This window comes from Nonlabens tegetincola (genome assembly GCF_002117085.1).
Lineage (GTDB): Bacteria > Bacteroidota > Bacteroidia > Flavobacteriales > Flavobacteriaceae > Nonlabens > Nonlabens tegetincola.
The window spans coordinates 1,912,282-1,938,171 of the sequence record NZ_CP019342.1; the positions used below are offsets into that span (position 1 = coordinate 1,912,282).

At 35.9% G+C, this 25,890-nt stretch carries 23 protein-coding genes and 1 tRNA gene; 12 read left to right on the forward strand and 12 right to left on the reverse strand.

Annotated features, from left to right (window positions below; genetic code table 11):
- Positions 1-30: 30 nt before the first annotated feature.
- Entirely contained in the window at positions 31-1,644 is a 1,614-nt protein-coding gene (locus BST91_RS09085) for a T9SS type A sorting domain-containing protein (RefSeq protein ID WP_085775213.1), read from the forward strand.
- Positions 1,645-1,714: 70 nt separating this feature from the next.
- On the opposite strand, the gene rpsT is transcribed toward BST91_RS09085, so the two are convergent.
- The 3 genes from rpsT to proS form a co-directional block, all read right to left on the reverse strand.
- Positions 1,715-1,966, reverse strand: a complete 252-nt coding sequence (gene rpsT, locus BST91_RS09090; RefSeq protein WP_042277382.1) for a 30S ribosomal protein S20 — start codon at positions 1,964-1,966, stop codon at positions 1,715-1,717.
- Positions 1,967-2,007: 41 nt separating this feature from the next.
- Positions 2,008-2,079, reverse strand: a tRNA-Glu gene (locus BST91_RS09095).
- A 128-nt stretch (positions 2,080-2,207) separates the two neighbouring features.
- Complete coding sequence (proS, locus tag BST91_RS09100) at positions 2,208-3,686, reverse strand: proline--tRNA ligase (RefSeq protein ID WP_085775214.1); 1,479 nt, start codon at positions 3,684-3,686, stop codon at positions 2,208-2,210.
- Positions 3,687-3,799: 113 nt separating this feature from the next.
- On the opposite strand from proS, the gene BST91_RS09105 reads away from it, so the two are divergent.
- Entirely contained in the window at positions 3,800-4,852 is a 1,053-nt protein-coding gene (locus BST91_RS09105) for a hypothetical protein (RefSeq protein ID WP_157546935.1), read from the forward strand.
- 17 nt (positions 4,853-4,869) lie between these two features.
- Positions 4,870-6,366, forward strand: coding sequence for an OmpP1/FadL family transporter (locus BST91_RS09110; protein ID WP_085775216.1), 1,497 nt, complete (start codon positions 4,870-4,872; stop codon positions 6,364-6,366).
- Between the two features lie 218 nt (positions 6,367-6,584).
- On the opposite strand, the gene BST91_RS09115 is transcribed toward BST91_RS09110, so the two are convergent.
- Positions 6,585-11,750: a T9SS type B sorting domain-containing protein gene (locus BST91_RS09115; RefSeq protein ID WP_085775218.1), complete on the reverse strand. Its 5,166-nt coding sequence runs from the start codon at positions 11,748-11,750 to the stop codon at positions 6,585-6,587.
- A gap of 172 nt (positions 11,751-11,922) precedes the next feature.
- On the opposite strand from BST91_RS09115, the gene folE reads away from it, so the two are divergent.
- From folE to BST91_RS09135, 4 genes are all read left to right on the forward strand, one after another.
- Positions 11,923-12,594, forward strand: coding sequence for a GTP cyclohydrolase I FolE (gene folE, locus BST91_RS09120; protein ID WP_085775219.1), 672 nt, complete (start codon positions 11,923-11,925; stop codon positions 12,592-12,594).
- 87 nt (positions 12,595-12,681) lie between these two features.
- On the forward strand, positions 12,682-14,166 hold the full coding sequence (gene cysS / locus BST91_RS09125) for a cysteine--tRNA ligase (RefSeq protein WP_085775220.1): 1,485 nt from the start codon (positions 12,682-12,684) through the stop codon (positions 14,164-14,166).
- Positions 14,167-14,339: 173 nt separating this feature from the next.
- On the forward strand, positions 14,340-14,561 hold the full coding sequence (yidD, locus tag BST91_RS09130; RefSeq protein ID WP_042277375.1) for a membrane protein insertion efficiency factor YidD: 222 nt from the start codon (positions 14,340-14,342) through the stop codon (positions 14,559-14,561).
- A gap of 72 nt (positions 14,562-14,633) precedes the next feature.
- Entirely contained in the window at positions 14,634-16,103 is a 1,470-nt protein-coding gene (locus BST91_RS09135; protein ID WP_085775221.1) for a sodium:solute symporter, read from the forward strand.
- Here BST91_RS09135 and BST91_RS09140 read toward each other — a convergent pair.
- Positions 16,100-16,462, reverse strand: coding sequence for a CoA-binding protein (locus BST91_RS09140; protein WP_060523935.1), 363 nt, complete (start codon positions 16,460-16,462; stop codon positions 16,100-16,102). The genes BST91_RS09135 and BST91_RS09140 overlap by 4 nt on opposite strands.
- Positions 16,463-16,712: 250 nt before the next feature.
- Positions 16,713-17,720: a 3-oxoacyl-ACP synthase III family protein gene (locus BST91_RS09145; protein ID WP_060523933.1), complete on the reverse strand. Its 1,008-nt coding sequence runs from the start codon at positions 17,718-17,720 to the stop codon at positions 16,713-16,715.
- 76 nt (positions 17,721-17,796) lie between these two features.
- On the opposite strand from BST91_RS09145, the gene BST91_RS09150 reads away from it, so the two are divergent.
- Entirely contained in the window at positions 17,797-18,402 is a 606-nt protein-coding gene (locus tag BST91_RS09150; RefSeq protein ID WP_085775222.1) for an alpha-ketoglutarate-dependent dioxygenase AlkB family protein, read from the forward strand.
- On the opposite strand, the gene BST91_RS09155 is transcribed toward BST91_RS09150, so the two are convergent.
- Positions 18,399-18,692, reverse strand: a complete 294-nt coding sequence (locus BST91_RS09155) for a TIGR03643 family protein (RefSeq protein ID WP_060523929.1) — start codon at positions 18,690-18,692, stop codon at positions 18,399-18,401. The genes BST91_RS09150 and BST91_RS09155 overlap by 4 nt on opposite strands.
- A gap of 73 nt (positions 18,693-18,765) precedes the next feature.
- On the opposite strand from BST91_RS09155, the gene BST91_RS09160 reads away from it, so the two are divergent.
- The 4 genes from BST91_RS09160 to BST91_RS09175 are packed head-to-tail and all read left to right on the forward strand — an operon-like array spanning position 18,766 to position 22,508.
- Entirely contained in the window at positions 18,766-19,422 is a 657-nt protein-coding gene (locus BST91_RS09160; protein ID WP_085775223.1) for an SdpI family protein, read from the forward strand.
- A complete protein-coding gene (locus BST91_RS09165) occupies positions 19,422-20,378 on the forward strand; it encodes an alpha/beta hydrolase (protein ID WP_085775224.1) in 957 nt (318 codons plus the stop codon). The genes BST91_RS09160 and BST91_RS09165 overlap by 1 nt, the downstream gene beginning before the upstream one ends.
- Positions 20,379-20,438: 60 nt before the next feature.
- Complete coding sequence (locus BST91_RS09170) at positions 20,439-21,755, forward strand: DUF819 family protein (RefSeq protein ID WP_042277362.1); 1,317 nt, start codon at positions 20,439-20,441, stop codon at positions 21,753-21,755.
- 45 nt (positions 21,756-21,800) lie between these two features.
- The gene (locus tag BST91_RS09175; RefSeq protein WP_085775225.1) at positions 21,801-22,508 is read left to right on the forward strand and encodes a DUF4369 domain-containing protein; all 708 of its coding nucleotides are present in this window, start codon (positions 21,801-21,803) and stop codon (positions 22,506-22,508) included.
- Here BST91_RS09175 and BST91_RS09180 read toward each other — a convergent pair.
- From BST91_RS09180 to BST91_RS09200, 5 genes are all read right to left on the reverse strand, one after another.
- Entirely contained in the window at positions 22,503-22,769 is a 267-nt protein-coding gene (locus BST91_RS09180) for a hypothetical protein (protein ID WP_042277359.1), read from the reverse strand. The genes BST91_RS09175 and BST91_RS09180 overlap by 6 nt on opposite strands.
- Positions 22,770-22,808: 39 nt before the next feature.
- A complete protein-coding gene (locus BST91_RS09185; RefSeq protein ID WP_085775226.1) occupies positions 22,809-23,786 on the reverse strand; it encodes a type I phosphomannose isomerase catalytic subunit in 978 nt (325 codons plus the stop codon).
- Positions 23,786-24,196 carry a 6-pyruvoyl trahydropterin synthase family protein gene (locus BST91_RS09190; protein WP_042277355.1) on the reverse strand — a complete coding sequence of 137 codons (411 nt, stop codon included), beginning with the start codon at positions 24,194-24,196 and terminating at the stop codon, positions 23,786-23,788. The genes BST91_RS09185 and BST91_RS09190 overlap by 1 nt, the downstream gene beginning before the upstream one ends.
- On the reverse strand, positions 24,193-24,702 hold the full coding sequence (gene idi, locus BST91_RS09195; RefSeq protein ID WP_085775227.1) for an isopentenyl-diphosphate Delta-isomerase: 510 nt from the start codon (positions 24,700-24,702) through the stop codon (positions 24,193-24,195). The genes BST91_RS09190 and idi overlap by 4 nt, the downstream gene beginning before the upstream one ends.
- 98 nt (positions 24,703-24,800) lie before the next feature.
- Positions 24,801-25,817: a LacI family DNA-binding transcriptional regulator gene (locus BST91_RS09200; protein ID WP_085775228.1), complete on the reverse strand. Its 1,017-nt coding sequence runs from the start codon at positions 25,815-25,817 to the stop codon at positions 24,801-24,803.
- Positions 25,818-25,890 lie beyond the last annotated feature (73 nt).

Consider the following 25,890-nt stretch of genomic DNA (forward strand, 5'->3'; position numbering starts at 1 on the left):
TAGAGATGCCATTAATGGTAAACTAATCTCATGAAAACATTTTACATTTTACTATTTACCACCTTCATTTGTCAAGCTCAATTCTATGGTCCCGATGATTTTAGAATAAGTGATGCTGGAGGATTTGGAAACACTACATCAAGTGTTGACTTTCCAGACATAGCCTACAATTCAAACAACCACACTTACCTTGCGGTATGGGAAAGCGCCGATACAGATTTCAATGGAGTTGTAGCAAATAACAGTCAAATAATTGGACGATTTATCGATTTAAACGGAAATGTATTAGGGAATGATATTCTCATTTCATCTTTAAATCTAGGACAAGCTCCATTGGAGAATCGTTTCCCTCGAGTAGCTTTTAATTCCTCAAACAATACTTTTCTTGTGGTTTACCAAGGACAACTTAACGCCAATAAAAGTGAAATTTATGGTGTGGTATTAGATCAAAATGGTTCAATAATATCGAGTGATTATAGAATAACAAATTCCGGCTCTAGTGGAAATTCTTCAATCGATGCACGTACACCAGCTCTTGTATATAACTCCTTGTTAAATGAATATTTTATGACTTATATAATGGTAAGTCAAGCAACAAGTACTGCTAATGGATCATTGGAACTTTATGGTCAAAGACTTGATCAAAATGGCTTACAATTAGGCACAAGTTTTCCTTTAACCAACTCTGCCAACGGTATACAAACCAACGGATCCATACCCGATGTGATCTTTAATCCTAATGCAAGAGAATATGCTGTTACCTATGTTGCATCACCTATTAATAATCAAGAAGAGGCTTTTGTTACCACTGTTAGTGAAAATGGTAATCTAGTTAACCAATATCAATTAAGTAATAGAGGAAGTATAAACAGCAACAGTTTTGGTAATAAATGGGTAAGAGCTGCATACAGCACGACAGACAATCGGTACATCTTTGTTTATGAAGCTGATAATTCTCGAGCAGGAGAAATAGATGTATTTGGAGTTATATACGATGATTCTATGAATATTCTAGTTCCTGAGTTTGAAATTAGTCAAGTAGGTGCTCAGGACACTAGGCACGATGCAGCAACTGCAGATGTTGATTGGAACCCAAACGACAATACATTTTATGTCGTTTTCAACGCAAATCCTTTTTTCTCAAACAGGTTCGAAAGAGAAATATTCATGAGAACTGTAACCACTACAGGAGTGACAGGAAATTCATTGTTGCGTGTATCTGCAGCACCAGTTAATGCTGATGGAAGTGCATTTTTACCCAGAATAGTTAGCAACGGTCAAGCGGCCCTTTTAATTGTGTACAAAGCAGAGGATACTTCAAGTGGAAGTATGATGGTAAATCAAGAATATGAAGTTTATGGACAACTATATGGTAGTAGTACCCTTAGCTTAGATTCAAATCAACAATCTCAAATTGAGTTTTACCCTAACCCATCCAAAGACTATATATTTATTGAAGGAAATGGTGATGTAGAAAAATCGGTTACTATTTCTAGTCTATCTGGAACACAATTATTGCAGCATCAAGAAATAAATCAAAACCTCACCAAAATTGACATTTCAAACTTGGCTACTGGTGTATATTTCTTAACGGTTACGACTAATAATGACATCATTACTTGGAAGTTTATTAAATCGCAGTAGCTTAGACAAACTATATAAATAAAAAAGCTCGCTTAAAGCGAGCTTTTGATTTTTTTTAAATAGCTACTAATTAAAGTGCATTAACGTGCTTAGCAAGTTTTGACTTTAAATTACCTGCTTTATTAGAATGAATAATATTCTTTTTTGCTAATTTATCAATCATAGATGATACTTCAACATATAATTTTTCAGCAGCTCCTTTATCAGAAGTCTCACGTAATTTTTTGATAGCATTACGAGTTGTTTTGTGCTGGTGCTTATTTCTAAGTCTAGCTGTCTCGTTTCTTCTAATTCTTTTTAAAGCACTTTTGTGATTTGCCATAATCTTTGTAAAAATCGTCTATCTAAAGACTTGTTTTATTGTAGCCCGTAGGGGAATCGAACCCCTCTTTCCAGGATGAAAACCTGGCGTCCTAACCGATAGACGAACGGGCCATTGAGTTTTGCTCGTTTAGCGGATGCAAAAATAAGAGCTTTTTACGATTTGCCAAACTATTAAGTAAAAAAAATGAATAAATTTTTCAAATTATTTTTACTATTCTCAATTTCAATTAATTAGATCCCTAATAAGCCTTAGCAAACAATACCCTTCTTGTACTAGGTTTCCCAGAGAATACGCAAGTTCCTTGTTCTTCCTTAGCATCAAGAGGGATACACCTAATCGTGGCCTTAGTCAGTTCTTTAATTTTATCTTCTGTCTCTGCCGTGCCATCCCAATGAGCACTTATAAAGCCCGTTTTGTTTTCTAAAACTTTTTTAAACTCATCAAATGTTTCAACTTTAGTAATGTGATTATCTCTAAAATCTAATGCTTTATTAAACAATGACTCTTGAATCTCTTTGAGCAATTCTTTCACACGCATGGCTATTCCTTCAGAAGGAACCACTTCTTTAGTCAGGTTATCTCTTCTAGCGAGTTCTACCGTGCCATTTGCTATGTCTCTTGCGCCAATCGCAATTCTTAATGGAACTCCTTGTAATTCATGCTGTGCAAACTTTGCTCCTGGTCTTAAGGTATCTCGATTGTCATATTTAACAGTTACTCCTAGTGACCTAAGATCTTTCATCATCTCATCTGCAACGGTTGTAACTTCCTTCAATTGATCTTCTCCTTTATATATAGGTACTATGACAACTTGATTTGGTGCCAGATTTGGAGGTAATACCAAACCTTTATCGTCACTGTGAGTCATAATCAAAGCACCCATTAATCTAGTAGAAACTCCCCAAGACGTTGCCCATACATAATCTTGCTTTCCTTCTTTAGAGGTAAACTTAACATCAAATGCCTTGGCAAAATTTTGACCTAAAAAGTGACTAGTACCTGCCTGTAAAGCTTTACCATCCTGCATTAGAGCTTCAATACAATAAGTCTCATCAGCGCCGGCAAATCGTTCACTTTCAGTTTTCAAACCTTTAACCACTGGAATCGCCATGAAATTTTGAACGAAATCAGAGTAAACATTATTCATTAACTCTGCTTCTTGAATCGCTTCTTCTTTAGTTTCATGAGCAGTATGACCTTCTTGCCACAAAAACTCTGCAGTTCTTAAAAACAGCCTTGTTCTCATTTCCCATCTAACAACATTGGCCCATTGATTTATTAATAAAGGTAGATCCCTATAACTTTGAATCCATCCTTTATAAGTATTCCATATGATCGCCTCACTGGTAGGTCGCACAACCAGCTCCTCTTCCAATTTAGCTTGTGGATCTACTCTTAATTTTCCTGGATTTTCAGGATCATTTTGAAGTCTATAATGAGTTACTACAGCACATTCCTTAGCAAAACCTTCAGCATTTTTTTCTTCCGCTTCAAACAGGCTTTTAGGAACAAACAAAGGAAAATAAGCATTTTGATGACCTGTTTCTTTAAACATACGATCTAACTCTGCTTGCATTTTTTCCCAAATAGCAAACCCATAAGGTTTGATAACCATACATCCTCTTACAGCACTGTTTTCTGCAAGATCAGCCTTTACCACTAGTTCATTATACCATTTGGAGTAATCCTCTGCTCTACTTGTTAGGTTTTTAGACATTTATTAATTTTTTGGCACAAATATTGTGCTTAGATTAGAAGTTTGTTAATCCTTATTATTAGGATAGCAAAACTACTTATTTTTATCAAATGCTATCAAAAAAATCAAAAGTTATGAGTATCAATTACAATTTTAGAAAAAAATGGATTTCTGCGAGCATGCTTATTGCTCTTAGTGTAATCATATCTTCATGTGGTACCTATGACAATGTTTCTTATAACGATGGCATTTATGGTGAATCAGAATCGGTAAAAGTTGATAACACTCCTACATATCAAGATGACAGCGCGGGCTACTATCAAAGACTTTTTGAACAAGAAGGTGAACAATTTGGGAATAACTTTGAAGTCGACAGCGTATTTACTGATGTGGAATCATATTCTGGAGGTAGTTATGATTCTTCAAATCCAGATGCTACAGCTACCTATGGTGGTGGTAGTCCTGCATGGGGAGAAAGTCCCACTCAAATATCAATCAATTATATAGACAATGGTTTTTGGGGTTGGAATGCAGGATTTGGGCCTAGATGGGGTTGGAACAACTGGGCCTGGGGCTGGAATGCCGGCTTCGGTCCTACTTGGGGTTGGAATAATTGGGGCTGGAATGCAGGATTTGGTCCTGGATGGGGCTGGAACAACTGGGGCTGGAACGCTTGGGGTTGGAATGCTGGTTTCGGACCTGGATGGGGCTGGAACGGTGCATGGGCTTACAGAAATGGATGGTACGGAAATAATTTTGGATGGGGTTATAACCGAAATAATTTCGCCTATGTAAACGGAAGTAGATCTTTAAGAGGTTATAGCTTAAACCCAAATACAAGAGGTAGAGCTGCTTATGGAAGTCGCAATACCACAAATGGTAGATACTATTCTGGCCGAAGCACCTCAAATAGAAGAAGTAGTTCGATATCTAGAAGTAGTAGAACCTCTCGAAATAGTAGTATTTCAAGAACATCAAGAAGCTCTACTCGTAGTACCAGAGTAGGAACAAGAAGTTCTAGTTCTCGTAGTAGCGGAATGAGATCTGGTAGCTCTAGAACAAGCCGTTCTTCAGGTATGAGAAGCAGTGGTAGCTCTTCAAGATCCTCAGGAATGAGAAGTGGAGGATCTAGTGGTAGATCTTCAGGTGGTGGACGTTCATCAAGCTCGAGAGGTCGTAGAGGATAATTAGAAAGTTAAATTATATGAAAAAGGCAATAATTATAGGCGCGCTCGCACTGGGTGCGCTTTTTTCAAGCGCTCAATCTGTTCAAGAAGGACTTACTTACACTCCACAAGATATATATGGAACAGCTAGATTTAGAGCTCTTAGCGGAGCAATGGGATCATTAGGAGGTGATTTATCTGCAATTGGAGTAAATCCTGCTGGTTCAACAGTATTTGCAAATAATTACGTTTCATTAGGTTTAAATGTATTTAATCAAGATGCCGACACAGATTACTTTGGAAGCACTTCAAATGATGGCAGTACTGATGTAACTATCAATCAGGTAGGTGGTGTTCTAGTTTTTGAAGGCAACAATGAATCTGGCGTTACTAAATTTTCTCTAGGTATCAATTACGACGCTTTAAGAAATTATGATACTAGGCTCTTTTTTAATGGCGTAAGTGACACTTCTATCTCTCAATATTTTTTGAATAACGCTAACGGTATTACTCTTGACAATTTACAGTTACAAAATGGAGAAACAGTAAGCGGTCTTTATAGGTTCCTTGGAGAAAATGTAGGTTTTGACGCACAACAAGCCTTCTTAGGATATGAAGCTTTTATAATAAACGCTATTGATGATACCGACCCAAATAATATTGATTACGTATCAAACACTGGTAATGGTCCATACAACCAGACATATTTTGAAGACTCTAATGGGTATCAAAACAAAACATCTTTCAACGGAGCTTTAGAAATTGATAATAAATTTAGCTTAGGTCTTAATGTAAATATTCATTACTTATTTAATGAAAAGTTTACTCGCGCAACCGAAAACAGCAATGGTAATGTTTCTAGAACTAGGTTTGACAATGTATTAAGAACAGACGGTAGTGGCGTAAGTTTTCAATTAGGTACGATAGCAAAGGTTACAAAGCAATTTCGTCTAGGTTTGTCTTATGAGTCACCAACATGGTATACTATTGAAGATAATTTAGTTCAGGAGATCGAAGCATCAGGAGCTAACATTAATGCTATAGTTGCTCCTAGAGTAGAAAACTTATTTGCCCCTTACGATTTAAGGCTTCCAGGAAGTTGGATGGCAAGTGCTAGTTATGTTTTTGGCAAAAAAGGGCTTATAAGTCTGGACTACGGTATAAGAGATTACACGAATATGAAGTTTTCTCCAGAAAACGATTTCATTTTTTCTCAAAACAACCAATTTATTTCCAACAATCTAGACACAGCTACCACTTTGAGAATAGGTGGAGAATATCGCGTTAAAAATTGGTCTCTGCGTGGTGGTTATAGAATGATTGATTCGCCTTACAAGGATAAAAGTATTATGGATGATCTTACAGGTTATAGTTTAGGTTTGGGATATTCATGGGGAAATACGGTTCTAGATTTGTCTTATGATTACTCCGAACAAGATTTCTCTCAAAACCTTGCTTCTGGAGGATTAGATACCTCTGGGAACGTACAAAACAGCCTAACTAATATCGTATTAACCTTAGGATTTAATTTATAACAGGTTAACTCTTAACAAGAAAAAAGCTGCATTTCCGATAGATGCAGCTTTTTTTATGCCTAGGATTAAATGATTTTTATAATTATTGTGCTTGGTAGTGTTTAGTTATTACGCTTTCGCGAAAGCGTAATCAAATAAATAACAAGCAATTTTTAAAACCTAGTAAGCAAAAGCCCGCATTTAAAATGCGGGCTTTAATAATGCATACCATAAAGAGATTATCTTTTTAAAGCAAAGTGTCCAGTAGCCTCTGCGGATTGTCCTTCAAATTGATATTCAATTTTAAACCAATAATCAGAACTTGGTAAAGGCTCTCCATTAAAAGTTCCGTCCCAACCAGGACCATCGGTTGCTATTTGTTTTAGGAATTTCCCATAACGATCAAAAATGTATACCTGTGTTCCTGGTAGTCTATCACCTCCAATAATATTCCAAGTGTCGTGATAGCCGTCTGCATTAGGAGTAAAATAATCAGGATATCCATATACAAACACCTCTACAACTACTTCACCACAACCAGTTCGTTCTGCAATTGCCATTGTGTGAGGTCCAGGACTTACGTCATTAAAGTATGGTGAATTTTGGTAAGGTCCACCGTCTAAACTAAACCAATATTGATCTGGACCTTCTGTAGTTACAAAAATATTATGTGAAAAATCAAAAGGGTCTGTGGTAACCTCAACATCATAGGAAAGAGGAATTCCCGAAAAACGTACATTAGTATTTTCAGTTTGTTGACAGCCAGTAAACAAGTCTGTCACTACCACTTCATAATCTCCATCTTCTGTTGCATTTAAAAAGGAATCAGATGCACCAGCTATGATTGTACCATTTCGAGTCCATTCAAAAGAATAATCTTGATTATTAAGACCTGTATCAAGTAATTCAGGTCCATTTATAAGAACTCCGTTTTCATCTCTACACAAAATATATTGCGGTAGTAATTGTGGATCTGGTAAATCATTAAACAATAAATCTAAGGTGGTAAATCCTTCACAGCCTAAACCTGGGATTTCAACCCTAACGAATACAGTTGTATCACCGCTAAAATCATAATTAGCATTCAATGGGTTAATGCCATCCTGGGCGTCTTGAGAGGTTTCATGGAAGGTTACATCACTTGTTTGTCCTCCTGTTATCTCTGGGATAGCAGTAGTTAAATCTACCGTAGCTATTCCAGTTCCATCATCACATGATTCAAGTGGTGTTGCAACAAACGCATTAGGCGCTGCAAGTGCCTCTATTTCAAAAGTACCCACAGCAAAACAACCGGTTGAAGCATTTTCTAATCGATAATGAATGGTTTGTGGATTAGAAATATTATTGTAACTGTTACCATCTAATGGGTTTGTTTGTGAAACAGCATCTGCTTGTGACTCATAAAATGTTACTACTGCCGATTGACCGTTAGTTATTTCTGCAGTGCGATCGCTTAAAGAAAACATACCTACACCATCATTATCATCGTCACATACTTCAAGATCTGAAACCGTAACCGTTTGTGGAATTGGATTTACGGTGATGTTGAAACTTGATGTATTTGAACAGCCTGTTGTATTATTCACTACACTAGCGTAAATCGTTTCAGAAGTGGAAGTATTTGAATAATTGGTATTTAAAGGATTAATAGCTGAATCTGCATCGGTTTGAGACGCATGATAAGTTATAGTATAATCAGCAGGATTTAAACCATTCAATATCACGGCATCGTTTTGAGATAAGTCAAAAACTTCTATACCATCTCCTGAAATATCATCACACAATTCCAAATCATTACCATTAATAATAGAAGGAGCTGGATTAACAATTATATCAAAATTAACTGTTGAAAAACAGGTCGCATTCACCACACTTTCCATTCTTACATAAATGGTCTCTGTAGCTGCAGTATTATCATAACTTGTTGAATTTAAAGGATTGGTATTTGAATCAGCATTAGCTTGAGAAGAAAAATAAGTTATCACATAATCTGCTGCGTTTAATCCGTTTAAAATTACCGCATCTTGTGTACTTAAGTTAAAATTCTCAATACCGTCGTTAGAAGGATCATCACAAACCACTAGATCTGCAGGACTTGTTGCTACCGGTAACTCATTAACAACAAGATTAAAACTACCTGTTGTAAAACACGAACCATTAGGCACACCTTCTACCCTTACAAAAATTTGCTCTCCTCCTATTGTACTGTTTGTATAAGAACTTGGAGAAGCTATAGCATTAGCCGCAGCATCAGCATCTGATTGAGAAAGATAGTAAGTTATCAAAACATCTACTGGATTTTGTCCGTTTAGAATATCAACCTCTTGCGAGGTCAAATCAAATATTTCAATACCGTCGTTACTTACATCATCACAAACAATTATATCCTGTGCTGTATTAAAAACACCTAAATAATCAACTTGTAATGCGAATTGAACTACATCAAAACAAGCGGTATTGCTAGAATTTTCTAACCTAGCATAGATTGTTTGCGGATTTGAAATATTTGAATAAGCTGTTGAGTTAGTAATTGGATTTGTATTTGAAGTAGCATCAGCCATTGATTCAAAGTAACTAACATTTCCAGTTGTTACCGTTTGAATACTGGCGTCTTGTGAGGTAAGGTCAAAAATTTCTACCCCATCATTACTTGCGTCATCACAAACCGTCATATCATTTGGCGTGGTTGCTACTGGTAATTCATTAACGACAATATTGAAACTTCCAGTAGTATAACAAGCAGCATTAGGCACGCCTTCTACTCGTACAAAAATTTGTTCACCACCTACAACTCCATTAGTGTAAGAAGAAGGAGTTGCAATAGCATTGATATTAGCATCTGCATCGCCTTGAGAAAGGTGGTATGTTATAGAAACATCTGCTGGATTTTGACCATTCAAGATATCAACTTCTTGAGTAGTTAAATCAAAGATTTCTATTCCATCATTAGTGGCATCATCACACACCACCATATCAGAGGCTGTATTATACACTCCTAAATAATCAACTTGTATTGCAAATTGTGCTACATCAAAACATGATGGATCAATAGGGTTTTCCAACCTCGCGTAAATAATTTGAGGATTAGAAATATTTGAGTATCCAGTAGTGTTAGTAATAGCGTTTGTATTTGCAGAAGCATCTGCCAGAGTTTCAAAATAGGTAACGTTACCACCAGTTACCGATTGAACATCTGCATCTTGAGTAGTAAGATCAAAAACCTCAACACCGTCATTGCTAGCATCATCACATACCACTATATCGTTAACCGCACCAGTAATGGTTTGATTAACCGTTATATCAAAAGGCAATACTGCGTTACAAGAAGGATCAGCAGTGCTCACAATTCTTATCCAAATAGTTACAGTACCAGCAGCTTGGTTATAAGGAAGCGGTATTGGATTTGCTCCAGTTGTAGCATCTGCCTGTGAGGTGTGAAATGTCATCGTAAAATTAGTTCCTACCGTTCCACCGCCGCCGCCAGACAAGCTACTATTTACATAACCTTGTAAATCAAAATTAACAAGAGCCGTACAGCTGTTAATATCTGGAATTGTTACTGTTCCAAAGTCTATAATCGACACTTGAAAACCAGCTGGATCTACCTCAATACAACTATTTGCTAGGTTTGTAATAGAAACATAGACAGTCTCTGGAGAAGTAGTTGTTACGTATGCACTAGGATTTGCAATAGGATTAGTTGCATTCTCTGCGTCGTTTAAGGTGTTATGGTAAGCGACTGAAAAATCGGCCGGATTTAAACCATTTAATACAATAGGTGTATTAACTGTAAGGTCAACAGCTGTAGTACCTAAAGTTCCACATTCAACAATGTCATTTGGTGCAGCATCGAGAATTTCCTGTTCTACAGTTATACAAACCTGTTCTGTATAAATACAACCAAAGCTGTCCGTAAATTCATAAGTATAACAGTTCAGACCTTCAGTAGTAGGTGTTACTGTTATCACATCACCATTTGTGGCTGTAATAGAAGGATCTGGCAACCATCTCGTTGCACTACTACCAGGAGTAAAGTTGAACTCACCTGGTATTATTGCTGGATCAAAATTAATACCCCATTGAAAAATATAACCGTTGTCCGAACCTAAATTATCTACTATATCTATACACCACTGACCGTTTAATGGACTTCCTATTAAATTAGTATAAGGATCAAATGGAAGATAATCACCAGCAGGAATAGTCGCGTTTGCAGCTGCGGCCTGAGCCCATGTTTGTGTCGCTGCTCGTTGTTCTGTAAAATAGTATAAAAATCCTCTTCCAGGGCTCAAGTCTGAGTCATTATCTATTGGGATTCCTAAAAATGTTCCGCCACCATTAGAATATTGATGAAGAACTGCTGTTTGCCCATTTGGAGAAATTATAGTCACCTCTAGATCTCCTAAATAGGAATGCTCCATTTCTAAGAAGATATCTACGATATCAGATGCATTAGTTACCACTGCGCCTGGAGTAAAAATATCAACATTTATACAGGTTTGATAGGAAACACCACTACCATCAGGAAGGAAAGTTTGTCCTGCGACAGGTGGAGTTGGGTTTATCGAAAATTCAACCGGCGTAACTACTCCAGTAATGTCGGTACTATCTCCAAAACAAATGGTGGTGTCATCAGGTTGAGTACCCGTAAAATCAGGATCTGTTGAAACAAAGATTATTAAGTCTATTTCCTCTCTATCAGTACAGCCAATATTATCAGTTACAGTAAATTGAACGTTGTATATTCCAGGACTCGCATACGTTTCACTCACCATTTGGCCAGTTACTGTTCCATTACCATTACCTAGATCCCACTCGTATGTTGCTCCTGTTCCATCTAAACTAAAAGTTGCGCTTCCGTCAAAATTCACAGTAGTACCTTGACAAATTCTTAAAATCCCGTCTGCATCGGTTGCTGGAGTTGTTGTAATAGAAGGCGTTATTGTTTGACATGGATCAAAACAACCTCGCGTCGCTCTCCAACCTGCATTATTCGTATTTGTACCATCTGAAACAAAGGTGATAAACAAACAACCTGTCGAATTAGTAGGAGAAGCTTCTATCACTCCTGGCGCAGTAGTTGTATTTGTACCTGTGTAAAGAACAGGTGCTGTATTATCATCACCGTCATAAATAGTTAGAACATCATTAGGACCTATATCTATAAGTCCAATATTGAATTGCATTCTATCTGTCGGAATAATAGGACATAAAATAAGTTCACCATTTTCATTATTTCCATAATTTCCTGCAGGACCACCACTATCATTTAAAAAAGCATTGTTACAACCTACATATCTCTCGGTTGCATTGGTGGGCATGTTAATAGTTTGAACCTGGCTGTATGCTGTGATTGCCACTGTAAAAAAGAGCAAACTCAACAAGAGTTTTTTAATAGAAATCATTGCTTTGAACTTAGATTAAATCTTGAGTAAGTAACAAATATCTTAATTTTCATTAACATAGCGTTAACTGTAAGCTAATTATTAACACGCCTACCACTCTAGTTAGTTAAATTAAAGACCTTAGTTGTATCTTTGCAACCGCATTTTAACGCTTTTAAAGCGATAGTATTTTATGAAAGTAGAAGATCTTTTGGATGATATAAACAACCACGATCACTCATGGTCCAGTGAAGAAACACCGCTACGTGAAGACGCTTTTAGTCTTACCGATGAGGAAAAGATAGAGAGTATTAAAAAAGATGTTCATAACATCTTACAAACATTGGGAATGGACATGACCGATGACAGCCTGCAGGGAACACCTAAAAGGGTTGCAAAAATGTTTGTTAATGAGATCTTTGGAGGATTAAGACCCGATAAAAAACCAAAGGCAAGCACCTTTGACAATAAATACAAATACAATGAAATGTTAGTCGAGAAAAACATAACATTGTATTCTACCTGTGAACACCACTTACTACCTATAGTAGGACGTGCTCATGTTGCCTACATTTCAAATGGAACTGTGGTTGGACTTTCAAAAATGAATCGTATTGTAGATTATTATGCTAAGAGACCGCAGGTGCAAGAGCGATTAAATATCCAAATAGTGAGGGAACTTCAAAGAGTTCTTGGAACAGAGAATGTTGCCTGTGTGATTGATGCAAAACACCTTTGCGTAAATAGTCGAGGTATTCGCGACATTGAAAGTAGTACAGTTACGGGTGAGTTTGGAGGCGAATTTAAAAAGCCAGAAGTTAAAAAGGAATTTCTGGATTACATAAGTCTAGAAACCAAATTCTAGAATCAACTTCTTTACGTGATAGTTTGTTATTAATTACGCTTTCGCGAAAGCGTAACATCTAATATCTTTACCTTATAAATCAACATTATGGAATTATACCAAAGCAATGAAGTAAAGCTTTACAATTCACTTAATGGCCAGAAGGAAGTTTTTACTCCTATAACGCCAGGAAGAATAGGTATGTATGTATGTGGACCTACTGTTTACAGCAATGTACACCTAGGGAATTGTCGTACTTTCATAAGCTTTGATATGATATTTAGGTATCTAAAGCATCTAGGATATAAAGTGCGATACGTACGTAATATTACTGATGCTGGTCACCTAACCGATGATGCCGATCAAGGAGAAGACAAAATATCCAAAAAAGCTAGACTAGAAAAGCTAGAACCTATGGAAGTGGTACAGCAGTATACCCTAGACTTTCATAACGTAATGAGGCAGTTTAATGCCTTACCACCTAGCATTGAACCTACTGCAACTGGACACATTGTTGAGCAAATTGAAATTATCAAAAACATCATTGACAAAGGTTATGCGTATGAGCGTAACGGATCTGTCTATTTTGATGTCGTTAAATTCAATACTGATCATCGTTACGGAAAATTAAGCGGCAGAAATCTAGAGGATATGATCGCAAACACACGTGACCTTAATGCTCAGGATGAAAAAGAAAATGCTCAAGATTTTGCCTTGTGGAAAAAAGCAAATCCAGATCATATCATGAGATGGCCTAGCCCATGGGGTGATGGTTTTCCCGGTTGGCATTTAGAATGTACTGTGATGAGCAGTAAATATTTAGGAGATACCTTTGATATTCACGGTGGTGGAATGGATCTTAAATTTCCACATCATGAATGTGAAATTGCTCAAGGTGAAGCAGCACACGGTTGTAGCCCTGTAAACTACTGGTTACATGCTAATATGCTGACTCTTAATGGCAAGAAAATGTCAAAATCAACTGGTAACAGCATTTTACCTAAAGAACTATTTACCGGTGATAATGACTTCATGGAAAAAGGTTTTTCACCTAGTGTAGTGCGTTTCTTCATGATGCAAGCTCATTACCGATCTGTTTTAGATTTTAGTAATGATGCTATCCTAGCGGCTGAAAAAGGTTATAATCGTATTAATGAAGCTATTACTTTATTAGACAAACTACCTGTTTCTCAAACTAGTAGCTTTTCCATTAATGAATGGAAAGAGAAATGTTATGCAGCAATGAACGATGACTTTAACACTCCTATCCTAGTAGCAGAATTATTTGAAGGAGCGAGTTTAATTCAAAAAATTAACAGCGGTTCAGAATCTATAAATCAAGAGGACTTAACCATATTGCAGCAAACTTTCAGGGATTTTTTCTATGATGTTTTAGGTCTAAAAAGTTCTCAAGAATCCTTAATTGGTGATGAAACAGAGCACTTAGATAAAGCTATGCAATTGTTAATTGATTTAAGAGCACAGGCTAGAGCAAATCGTGATTTTGCAACAAGTGACAAAATCAGGGATCAATTACTAGAAGCTGGAATTCAACTTAAAGATGGTCCAGACGGAACTACTTATACCTTATAAGCGCTTAGACTTAAAGCTATACTGATAGCATCGTTTTTTAAATGATTATCATTATAGTTGATTAAAGGGATTACTATTTATGCATAGTTATAAATAGTTCTAAACTAGAAATTAAAATGCCACATTTTTAATTCATGTTGAACTTGTTTAATTTTATATACGAATAAATTAGATTGAAAAAGTGGCTTACATATCCTTTTCTAGGAATAATATGGGTTTATCAAAATGCGATATCTCCCTTTACTCCTGCTAGTTGTAGATACACTCCTACATGTTCTAGCTATTCCAAAGAAGCTCTTATTAAGCACGGTTTTTTTAAAGGTGGCTGGCTAGCCATTAAACGTATTTCTAGCTGTCATCCATGGGGTGGCAGTGGTCATGACCCAGTACCTTAATTTTCCAATTATAGGTTTTTACTATCTAATATCTAACAATGTCTTTTGTAAATTCGCCATTAAAATAAGTTAGTGAGTCCTAATCAGATATTATTTACAATCATCGGTTATTTTGCCGTACTAATTGGTATTTCCTTTTTAGTCGGTCGTAAAAATGATAGTGCAACCTTTTTTAGAGGTAACCGTTCTTCACCATGGTACATAGTTGCCTTTGGGATGATAGGTGCTTCATTGAGCGGTGTAACCTTTATAAGTATTCCTGGTAATGTTGAGGCAGATTCTATGGGATATTTTCAAGTTGTACTTGGGTATACCTTAGGGTATCTTGTAATAGGAACAGTCTTACTTCCCATGTATTACAGACTCAATCTAACTAGTATTTATACCTATTTAAATGATAGATACGGAAAATCGGCTCAATATACCGGATCCAGCTTTTTCCTATTGAGTAGAGTTGTAGGAGCGAGTTTTAGGCTTTATTTGGTGGCAGGCGTACTTCAGACTTTTGTTTTTGATCCTATGCAAGTAGGGATTGAATTTTGGCAAACGGTAACTCTTACTGTTATTCTTATTTGGTTGTATACCTTTAAAAGCGGTATTAAAACCATTGTATGGACAGACACCTTGCAAACTTTATTTATGCTTATAGCCGTAGGTGTAGCCTTGTATTTCCTTTATGAGAGACTAGAATTCACTTCTTTTAATAACTTAATTGACTATATAAATAGCAGTAACTACTCTCAAGTATTCTTTTTTGATGATTGGAAAAGTGATCAATATTTCTGGAAACAATTTTTATCTGGTGCATTTATAGCAATTGTAATGACAGGATTAGATCAAGATATGATGCAAAAAAACTTGACTTGTCGCAGTCTCAAAGACGCTCAAAAGAATATGTTTTGGTTCACGATTGTGCTTACCATAGTTAATTTATTATTTCTAGTACTAGGAGTTCTTTTAACTGCGTTTGCCAAAGCGGAAAACATTCAAGCTTCTAAGGACAGCTTGTTCCCTGCAATTGCGTTACAAAGTGATATGGGAATAGGACTAGGACTTGTATTTATGCTAGGACTTGTTGCCGCTGCTTATAGCAGTGCTGACAGTGCTCTAACTTCACTTACCACCTCATTTTCTGTCGATATTTTAAACGTAGAAAAAAAATACTCTGAATCTAGGCAAAAGAAAGTACGTATGTTAACGCATATCGCGTTTTCAATCCTATTAATTCTTGTGATAGTAAGTTTTGAATACGTGATTCGAGATGCCAGTGTAATTACTAAACTTTTTGTTTTTGCTGGTTACACTTATGGACCACTTTTAGGTTTGTTTAGCTTTGGAATACTCACTTCGCTTAAACCTCATCGATACAGCGTTCCTGTTATAGCGATAATATCTCCATTTATTGCCTACACCGTGAGTGTACTAGCCGAAAAAGCGGGATTTGAATTTGGGTTTTTTATTCTTTTATTAAATGGTGCAATAACCTTTTCGTTGTTATTGATTGCGTCAATATTACTACCTTCTAAATCAGCACATAATTAGTATTGGTTTGTACCTAGCATTACTAAAGTACACGCCACTTCTACCTCTATACCATTTGATCTTAGAATTTCATAAAATTCAGGGTTTTCTGTGCCAGGATTAAAAATGACACGTTTAGGCTTAAGACTTAAAATGTAATCGTAATAAGGCTGCTGTCTCTTTGGATTTAAATATAAAGTCACCGTGTGAATATCCTCATATTGTGGTTGATCAGTATCAATAGTTACTCCTGCAACCTCACCAGTTTTCAAACCTATAGCTACGGTAGGAACCTGATAAGATTCCAGTCTATTTATAGCCATGTTTGAGTAACGGTCTGTTTTAAGGGATGCTCCTAATACAAGTGTTTTTTTAGACATATTTAAGATTTAAGCTGTAACATTTCAACAAAGTTAGCGTCTTTTAATTGAAGGACGTGATAAACCCTTTACGATTTATTTGATAATTGAATTGTTTGAAAAAGAAAAATTCAAAGGTTAACGTTTCGTATAATTCATAATTAATGGTTGGTGTTATTGTACGATAACTAGAAATCCCGAGCTTGCAGGCTCGGGATTTTGTTTATATAAAGAATTCAAATAGAATAACTGATCAGTTTTTCTAAAATAACTACCATTTAATTACTGCACTACCCCAAGTAAATCCACTTCCAAAGGCTGCAAGAACGACCGTATCTCCTTCTTTTACTTTACCTTCTTCCCACGCTTCACACAACGCTATTGGGATAGAGGCTGCAGTCGTATTTCCATAGCGCTGTATGTTGTTGTATACTTTGTCATCAGATAATTGAAATTTCTTTTGAATAAATTGTGAGATACGCAAGTTAGCCTGATGCGGCACAAGCATGTCAATATCATTAACATCCAATCCATTAGTTTTCAATCCTTCCATTATCACTTCACTAAAACGGACTACTGCATTTTTAAATACAAACTGGCCATTCATATATGGGTAGTAAGGAATATCTTCCTGTGGATTCTCCTCAATTATTTGAGGAACCCAATGGTTAGTAGAAGGACCTTTAAGAGAAAGTTCTAGCGCGTGTTTCCCTTCACTATGTAAATGTGTTGAAAGTACTCCATGACCTTCTTGTTCTGATCGGGTAAGAACGGCGGCTCCTGCTCCATCACCAAAAATTACCGTTACACCGCGACCACGAGTAGAAAAATCTAATCCACCGCTGTGATTTTCTGATCCTATTAAAAGTACATTTTTATACATACCTGTTTTAATGAATTGATCAGCTACAGAGATTCCATAAATAAAACCACTACATTGATTACGTATATCAAGGGCTGGACAAGTGTGAATTCCCATCATATCTTGTACTTGGACACCACATCCTGGAAAGTAATAATCGGGAGATAGGGTTGCAAAAATGATTAAATCAATCTCATCCTTAGATATTCCAGCTCGATCAAGAGCAATTTCGGCAGCTTTCACTCCCATTACTGCAGTTGAATTTCCATCGCCTTTTTTAATATGACGTCGTTCCTTAATACCTGTACGCTCTTGAATCCACGCATCATTTGTATCCATTAATTTAGAAAGATCATCATTAGTCACCACATTTTCAGGGACATACTTCCCCATTCCGGCTATTCTAGAAGTGTACATATTTATTGTTTAAAAGCCTTGCAAGATAATAACCCACTACCCTATCTTGCTATGGTTTCCTTTAGTTTTTATATGCATGCATAATAAGTTGTTTTCTAGTAATCTTCCCGAACTACCTGATGGTGAACTACATTATGTAGGTGATTATTACGCTTTCGCGAAAGCGGACACATTACAGCGTATAATTATTGAGGAAACGAAATGGCGCCAGAACAAAATAAAGTTGTTTGGAAAAGAGCACCTTGAACCTAGGCTTACTCAATTATATGGTGATCCAAAATTGAATTATGGATATTCAGGTATTGAATTTGAACCCTTACCCTGGACCAAAACTTTAGCCATGATTAAAAAAGATGTTGAGCAACTTGCTAAAACCGACTTCAATATTTGTTTGCTTAATTTATATAGAGATGGGAATGATTCTAACGGATGGCATGCAGACGATGAAAAAGCTCTAGGTGAAAATCCAACAATTGCATCAGTAAGTTTTGGTGAGGAACGATTTTTTCACTTGAAACATAACACGCTTAAGCAACACCAATATAAGTTTAAACTGGAGCACGGCAGTGTGCTAATAATGAGCGGTGGCACGCAACATTTTTATAAACATCAAATTGCCAAAACGAAAAAGACTATAAAACCGCGATTAAACTTAACCTTTAGAAAGGTAATTAGCGATTAACGTTTGGCTATTTTATTACCCGTAGATCGCTGTCTAGAACACTTGAATCTATCAATGCCTTCCATGCGTTGTGCTCTATGTTTTGTAGAACGACCTTGAACACGCTCACGCCACATTTTAAAACTACTAGGTTTCATTTGATTGCGCATGATTTTGATAACCTCGCCTTCAGAAACGCCGAATTGAGCCTCGATAGCATCAAATGGAGTGCGGTCTTCCCAGCCCATTTCTACTATACGATCAATAGCTCTTTCGTCTAAGTTTTTGATTATGTCTTTTGCTCTTGCCATAGTGATATAGTCGCTTCAATATTTATTCATTACATTGATAGTAGCAGATAATACTCTTTTTTTACCTTTAAATATGCAAAATAAAAATTTTATAGAGTACTTAATTATTGCTCTTAATCTAATTCCGTTTCTTTATTTAGGCTTTATTTACAGCGAATTACCAGAAGAAGTAGCCATGCATTTTAATTCTAGCGGACAAGTGGATAGAATGGGAAGCAAAAAGGAATTGTGGATACTTCCTATCCTTTTATGTGGCGTCATGTATTTTTTGTTTAAGTACCTACCTCAACTAGATCCTAAAAACAATAATTCTAGGATATGGCCAGGACTTAGGTTAGGCCTTACAGTTTTTATGAGTGCCATCAGCATTATCATTATTTACGCTTGTTCACATACAGATTCATCAACCTTCAGAAAAGAACTACCTAGATTAATCTTTGCTGGTGTGGGATTATTGTTTGTTTTATTAGGATTATATATGAGACATATTAAACCTAATTATTTCATTGGAATACGCACGCCATGGACGCTAGAGAGTAATGAGGTATGGAAAAAAACACATTATTACGGTGGATACTGGTTTTTAATAGCAGGGATCGTAATGGTAATTTCTAGTATACTATTCTCCATGCAAACAACGTTTATTATTGTCATGTCAGCTACCATTGGCATAGCAATTGCAAGTTTTGCATACAGTTATTATTTATATCAAAAACCAGGTAAGAGCTAATGAAGTATTTTCTAGTATTCACTTTATTTATTGTAAGTATTTCTTTAAACGCACAAGACGTTTTCAGTAAAGGTCAAATGCAAAAGGAACAAATCGATCCTACCATCTATAATATTAATGATAATATTCAAGGCTCTCTGCTGGTTCCCGATACATTGCAACCAGTACCGCTAGTGATTTTTATTGCAGGACAAGGCGCCGTTGATAGAAATGGAAATGAGCCTAGAACAAGAAGCAATCACTACAAACAATTAGCAGACAGTTTGTTATCTAAGGGTATTGCTAGTTATCGTTATGATAAGCGTACTCTTACACTAATGAAAAATAGAAAACCTACGGATGAGGTTACTTTAAATACATTCATTACCGATGCGAGAGTTACCGTAAAAACGTTTAATAGGGATGATAGATTCTCTAAAATCTATTTATTAGGACATGGCCAAGGGTCACTGATAGCTATGAGAGTTTATGACGAATCCATTTCTGGGGTAATTTCTATTGCAGGTCACGGCCAGTCTATCGATGATTTAATAGTGGATCAAATATCTAAAGAAATCCCAGGTCTAGATAAGGTAGCAAGAGCAACCTTTGACAAAATAAAAAAGCAGGAAAAACCTGTTAAAAACATTGAACGAGATCTTTGGAATGTAGCAAATCCTGGAATCCAACCTTTTATGAAAAGTTGGATGAAATATGACCCAACAAAACTGATAAAAAAAATAGAGTGTCCGATTCTTTTATTAAACGGTGATAAGAACAGACAGGTTTCTACCATGCAAACTGAACTGTTACATGAAGCATCACCTAGTTCTAAAAAGGTGATTATTACAGGCATGAATTATGTATTTAAAAAAGTTGGTGATGATGAAATTATTGCAGCAAAAAGCTATGTGGAACCCAACTTTCCTATTCACCCTGAACTAATTAATCAAGTACATACGTTTGTAACAGAATAGTTACAAATTATTCTCGTTTCATTGTATTTTGCAGGCAACCTTTAAAACAAGCCTGTATCAATGGATATTCCTAAAATTGAAAACGCAGCACCATTAATCACCAATGACGCAATAGTCTTTGGACTTTTAATGATTTGTCTAGCTATTGTGTTTTATGCCTCGTCAAGAGAAGACGGATTTTGGAAAAAATTCTTTACTTATGTTCCCGCCTTACTCATGTGCTATTTATTACCTAGTTTTTTGAGCACAACTGGAATTATATCTGGTGAATCGTGGCAAATTATTGAAAATGGAAAGCTAGTTGAAAAGGAGTCTAACCTTTACTACATGGCCAGTCGTTACTTACTTCCTGCAGCACTTGTTCTTATGACCCTTTCCATTGATCTTAAAGCCGTTTTTAATTTAGGTTCAAAAGCACTACTCATGTTTTTGACTGGTACCGCTGGAATTATTATTGGCGGACCACTAGCAGTACTATTAATAGGTTCTTTTATACCAGAGGCTATAGGTGGTGAAGGCACAGACGCTGTTTGGCGAGGACTAGCTACACTAGCCGGAAGCTGGATAGGTGGTGGAGCAAATCAAACTGCTATGTTAGAAGTATATGAATATAGCCAAGATAAATATGGCGGTATGGTAATCGTAGACATTGTTGTAGCAAACTTATGGATGGCTATTTTGCTTTTCGGTATCGGTAAAAGTCAACTGTTCGATAAATGGACCAAAGCTGATAATACAGCCATAGAAGAACTCAAACAAAAAGTTAGCGATTATACTACTGCTGTAAAGCGAGAAGCTACAGTTACAGATATTTTTGTAATGTCTGGAATCGGTTTTGGCGCTGTGGCAGTATCACACTTACTTTCAGAGTTTCTGTCTTCAACTTTTCAAGCAAATGAATCGATAGCTGGTAACATTTATTTGTCCTTTTTGACTAGTGGTTTTTTCTGGATTATTGCTATAGCTACTTTGATTGGAATCTTACTTTCTTTTACTCCAGCTAAACGTTATGAAGGCACAGGAGCAAGTAGAATAGGCGGTATATTCATTTACATACTAGTAGCCACGATAGGTATGAAAATGGACTTAACTAAAATAATGGATAATCCATTCTTAATTCTAATCGGCCTGGTGTGGATGTTTTTCCATGCGATGTTATTAATAATCGTGGCAAAACTTATTAAAGCTCCTTACTTTTTCCTAGCTGTGGGAAGTCAAGCAAATGTAGGTGGTGCTGCCAGCGCTCCAGTTGTAGCTGCCGAGTTTCACCCATCCTTAACCAGCGTGGGCGTTCTACTTGCTGTATTTGGATATGTAGTAGGAACTCTAGGAGCTATTGCCTGCACAATTCTTATGCAACTGGCAGCAACAGCCTAGTATTTTACAAGGATATAATGCATATTTGCACCTCAAATTTTTGAAATGAAAAATCTCATCATCTTAATTCTTTTATTTGCTGGAGTCACAGCTTGTTCTGATTCAAAAGGCACTCTTACCGTTAATGGAAATATTAAGGGGCTAAAACAAGGAACCGTATATCTTCAAAAATTAGTAGACACAACCATCGTAAACGTTGATAGTATAAAAATAGATGGTGAGCCTGTATTTAAATTAACCACTACACTAGAAAATCCAGAAATTTTATATCTATATCTAGATATTAAAGATGGCGTTAAATATGATGACCGTATACAATTTTTTGCTGAAGATACAATTATCAATATAGAAACTGACCTAGAGAAGTTTGAGGATAATGCTCAAATTACTGGTTCAAAGAATCAAGATATTTTAAATATTTATGAGACGAACAAAAAACCTTTAAACCAGGTCTATACTAAGTTAGTACAACGCAGTATGCAATTGAATGCAACGGAAGACGTTTCTCAGGAAAAAATTGATTCACTTACAACTGCTTACGATAAATACCTGCGTAAAAAAGTCCTATATGCGATCAACTATGCTCAATTGCACAAAGATTACGAAGTATCTCCATATATCCTTGTAAAAGATGCTTTTGATGCAAAGGCAGAACTACTGGATAGCGCTTATCAAATGATGCCAAAAAAAATTCAGACAAGTTGTTATGGAAAACAACTGTCTGAATTAATTAAAACTAATAAAGAATTATAGAGCGTTTATACGATCAGCTAATTGGTTAGCTTCGTTTTGTAAATCAACTCTTACTTGTTTTAAATGACTTGCTCTATTTTCTACGCTGCGGTCGTTAACACGTGCGATAAGAGCGTCAAAAGTTTTTATACTATCGTCTATAATTTCTTCAGATTTTTTATGATCAGATTCTGGATGCGCTCCTTGATGGATAATTGCCGCATCAATGATATCACCTAGTACATAGTTGATATCTTGCTTTAAGTGTCTTATGCTTGCCATAATTGTGAATTTATGGCAAAAATAACCTATTTATTAATCTTATGATATAGAAACCTGTAGCACTTTTGCACCTGCGGTTGAATGCAAATCAACAGCTACTAGGCTCGCTGGCAATAAAACTGTTTCTACTGGTTTTAATGTTACATTTTCATCATCTACCTCAATATCGATAATTGTATCACCTACATTCATAAGCACTACAAAAGATTCGAGCTGTGCTGGGTTTATCTGGTAGTGATCATCAAAACTCACATAGTCTGTTTTAAAGTATCTATTTGTCGCAAGATTTTGACTACCCGTTTTGGAAGGATTATAATTAATATGGTGACCTTTAACCTTGTTATAGTCAGCAACGTCAATGGTATCCTGAATATGTAATTCTCTGGTATTACCTTCATCATCTTTGCGGTCAAAGTCATAGACCCGATAGGTAACATCACTACTTTGTTGAATTTCAGCAAGGGTTATTCCACCACCTATAGCATGAATTAATCCAGGCTTGATAAAGAATGCATCGCCTGTTTTAACTTGCTGTTTATTTAATAAATCTAGTAAGGATTTTTCTTGTATCGCTTTCGCGAAAGCCTCCTTATCACAATCCTCATTAAAACCCATAATTAATCGTGCACCTTCATCGGCATGCATGATATACCACATCTCAGTTTTACCAAAACTATTATGTTTCTTTTGAGCTACACTGTCATCAGGATGCACTTGTATAGACAAATCTTGTGCTGCGTCTATATATTTTATAAGCAAAGGAAACTGATTTCCAAATCTGTTTACACTAGTAGCTCCTAACAGTTGTAAGGGATATTGTTCAATCAATTCTGTGAGCGATTGCCCCTTATAATTACCATTGGTAATAATAGATTCATCATCGGGCACAACACTGATTTCCCAACTTTCTCCTAATTGGTTAATCGGTGGATTGATTTTTTTGAGTGTATTTAATTGATCTCCACCCCAAATTTTGGACTTAAAAATAGGTTTAAACTGTAGTGGATATAGTTTCATTAATCACCTGAATATACAACAAAGTTACGAGGTGTCTCGTATAATTTAATACTCAAATCGTATTTAGGATCTAATTTAGGTTTTATTTTTTGATAAATGACATAGGCAATATGTTCTGCCGTAGGAATTAAGGTTTTAAATTCAGGAACTTCTTCATTGAGATTTTTGTGATCAAATGCATCTTCTACTTGTTCTTTGATGATATCTTTAAGTATTTTCAAATCAATCAAATAACCAGTTTCTGGATCAACTTCACCTGTCACACCTACTTCTAATTCGTAATTGTGACCGTGAAAATGTGGATTGCTACATTTCCCAAATATTGATTCGTTTTGTTCACTAGACCAATCTGGTCTAAACAGTCGATGTGCTGCATTAAAATGCGCTTTACGATATGCTGTTAATCTCATGAGATGAATTTGGAATATTTATCAAAAATAATTTTGAACCAAGCTGTATACTCATGTGGATTTTCATCCATATGAGTTTTAATTTCTTGAGCTGTCATCCATTTATAAGCTGCTACTTCATCTGGATTAATTACAGGCTCATCATTGTAATAACCTATCATCACGTGATCTAATTCGTGTTCTGTAAGGCCATTATCAAACGGAGCTATGTATATGAAATTGAAAAGTTCTTTAAGCTCTGTAGAAAATCCCATTTCCTCTTGTAGTCTTCTTTTACCTGCCTCAATATTAGTCTCACCATCTCGTTGATGACTACAACATGTGTTAGTCCATAAGCCTGGTGAATGATACTTGTGTAATGCTCGTTGCTGCAACATAATTTGTTGCTTATCATTTACTACAAATACGGAAAACGCACGATGCAATAATGCTTTTTCATGGGCCTCAATTTTTTCCATAAGGCCTACTTTTTCATCGTTTTCATTTACCAGAATGACTTGCTCCATTTATAAAATTTTGTTTCAAATTTACAAAAGAAGTTTAATCAACCTCTTAGTAATTTGTTAAGAGAATTGATGATAAATCACTGATTGAATATTCCGATCTAGGACTTTTTTAGAGTAGTTCCTCTGTGATCAATGGTAAAATCTACTGTAGTTGTAGAAACTGGTTTTTTCTTGTTCCCAGTTAAACGATCAACTAGCATATCTACCGCAACGGCACCTATTTCTTCACCGTGTTGAGTAACTGTAGATAGAACAGGATCCGACAAATATGAAAATTCCTCGCTAGAGAAACCTACAATTGATACGTCTTTAGGAATGTTATAATTGAGTCTATTAAGAGCACTTACCGCTACTAATCCCGATTTATTATCAATGCATAGGACTCCATCAACATCGGGATGTACTTCACACATATTTTTTATGTGTTCTCTTACATCTTTTGCATTGTCAACATTGATGATGACTGGTTCTTGATTAGTATTACCTGATTTTTCTAGAGCGGTTTTATATCCTAAAACCCTAAGTTTTGCAACGCTTAAATCTCCTAAAGTATTTATTAGTATTATCTTCTTACGACCTTCTTCAATAAACATATTGACAGCGTTGAAGGTCGACATAAAGTCGTCTATAACTACCTTATCACATTCAATCGATTGTGAGGTCCTATCAAACATTACTACTGGAACATCTTGTTTAAGTAAATCTTTCAGGTGGTTTAAATCGTCTTTGGCCTGCGTCTCTTGTGAAATGGAGAGTATAAATCCATCAACACTACCATTTGACAATAAGTTTATTGAGTCATTTTCTTTTGTAAAGGACTCATTTGAGATACATGTAATAATATTATATCCCAATTTATTTGCCTGTTGCTCAATCCCGTATAAGGTATTTGCAAAGAAAGGGTTTAAAATATCTGGTATGATTACACCTAAGGTTTTAGTTTGTCTATTTTTTAAACTAAGTGCTAATGTATTTGGGCGATAATTTAATTCTTTTGCGATTTCTTTCACTCTTTTAATAGTATCCTGACTAATTTCTGGACTATCCTTTAATGCCTTAGAAACAGTAGATACTGAAACACCTAGAGTGCTGGCTAAATCTTTAAGTGTAATCATGATTTACCTTTTGTATTTCACAAATATAATGAACAAGCAACTAGCACTTAAAAAGCCATAGTCAAACTTTAAT

Coding starts and splice junctions, on each gene's coding strand:
- BST91_RS09085 (WP_085775213.1), top strand. CDS start 31: ATGAAAACATTTTACATTTTACTATTTACCACCTTCATTTGTCAAGCT.
- BST91_RS09185 (WP_085775226.1), bottom strand. CDS start 23,786: ATGAAACTATATCCACTACAGTTTAAACCTATTTTTAAGTCCAAAATT.
- BST91_RS09140 (WP_060523935.1), bottom strand. CDS start 16,462: ATGTCTAAAAAAACACTTGTATTAGGAGCATCCCTTAAAACAGACCGT.
- BST91_RS09150 (WP_085775222.1), top strand. CDS start 17,797: ATGCATAATAAGTTGTTTTCTAGTAATCTTCCCGAACTACCTGATGGT.
- BST91_RS09180 (WP_042277359.1), bottom strand. CDS start 22,769: ATGGCAAGCATAAGACACTTAAAGCAAGATATCAACTATGTACTAGGT.
- idi (WP_085775227.1), bottom strand. CDS start 24,702: ATGGAGCAAGTCATTCTGGTAAATGAAAACGATGAAAAAGTAGGCCTT.
- BST91_RS09145 (WP_060523933.1), bottom strand. CDS start 17,720: ATGTACACTTCTAGAATAGCCGGAATGGGGAAGTATGTCCCTGAAAAT.
- BST91_RS09110 (WP_085775216.1), top strand. CDS start 4,870: ATGAAAAAGGCAATAATTATAGGCGCGCTCGCACTGGGTGCGCTTTTT.
- BST91_RS09105 (WP_157546935.1), top strand. CDS start 3,800: ATGAGTATCAATTACAATTTTAGAAAAAAATGGATTTCTGCGAGCATG.
- BST91_RS09175 (WP_085775225.1), top strand. CDS start 21,801: ATGAAAAATCTCATCATCTTAATTCTTTTATTTGCTGGAGTCACAGCT.
- BST91_RS09165 (WP_085775224.1), top strand. CDS start 19,422: ATGAAGTATTTTCTAGTATTCACTTTATTTATTGTAAGTATTTCTTTA.
- BST91_RS09155 (WP_060523929.1), bottom strand. CDS start 18,692: ATGGCAAGAGCAAAAGACATAATCAAAAACTTAGACGAAAGAGCTATT.
- BST91_RS09170 (WP_042277362.1), top strand. CDS start 20,439: ATGGATATTCCTAAAATTGAAAACGCAGCACCATTAATCACCAATGAC.
- folE (WP_085775219.1), top strand. CDS start 11,923: ATGAAAGTAGAAGATCTTTTGGATGATATAAACAACCACGATCACTCA.
- cysS (WP_085775220.1), top strand. CDS start 12,682: ATGGAATTATACCAAAGCAATGAAGTAAAGCTTTACAATTCACTTAAT.
- BST91_RS09115 (WP_085775218.1), bottom strand. CDS start 11,750: ATGATTTCTATTAAAAAACTCTTGTTGAGTTTGCTCTTTTTTACAGTG.
- BST91_RS09200 (WP_085775228.1), bottom strand. CDS start 25,817: ATGATTACACTTAAAGATTTAGCCAGCACTCTAGGTGTTTCAGTATCT.
- proS (WP_085775214.1), bottom strand. CDS start 3,686: ATGTCTAAAAACCTAACAAGTAGAGCAGAGGATTACTCCAAATGGTAT.
- BST91_RS09160 (WP_085775223.1), top strand. CDS start 18,766: ATGCAAAATAAAAATTTTATAGAGTACTTAATTATTGCTCTTAATCTA.
- rpsT (WP_042277382.1), bottom strand. CDS start 1,966: ATGGCAAATCACAAAAGTGCTTTAAAAAGAATTAGAAGAAACGAGACA.
- BST91_RS09190 (WP_042277355.1), bottom strand. CDS start 24,196: ATGAGATTAACAGCATATCGTAAAGCGCATTTTAATGCAGCACATCGA.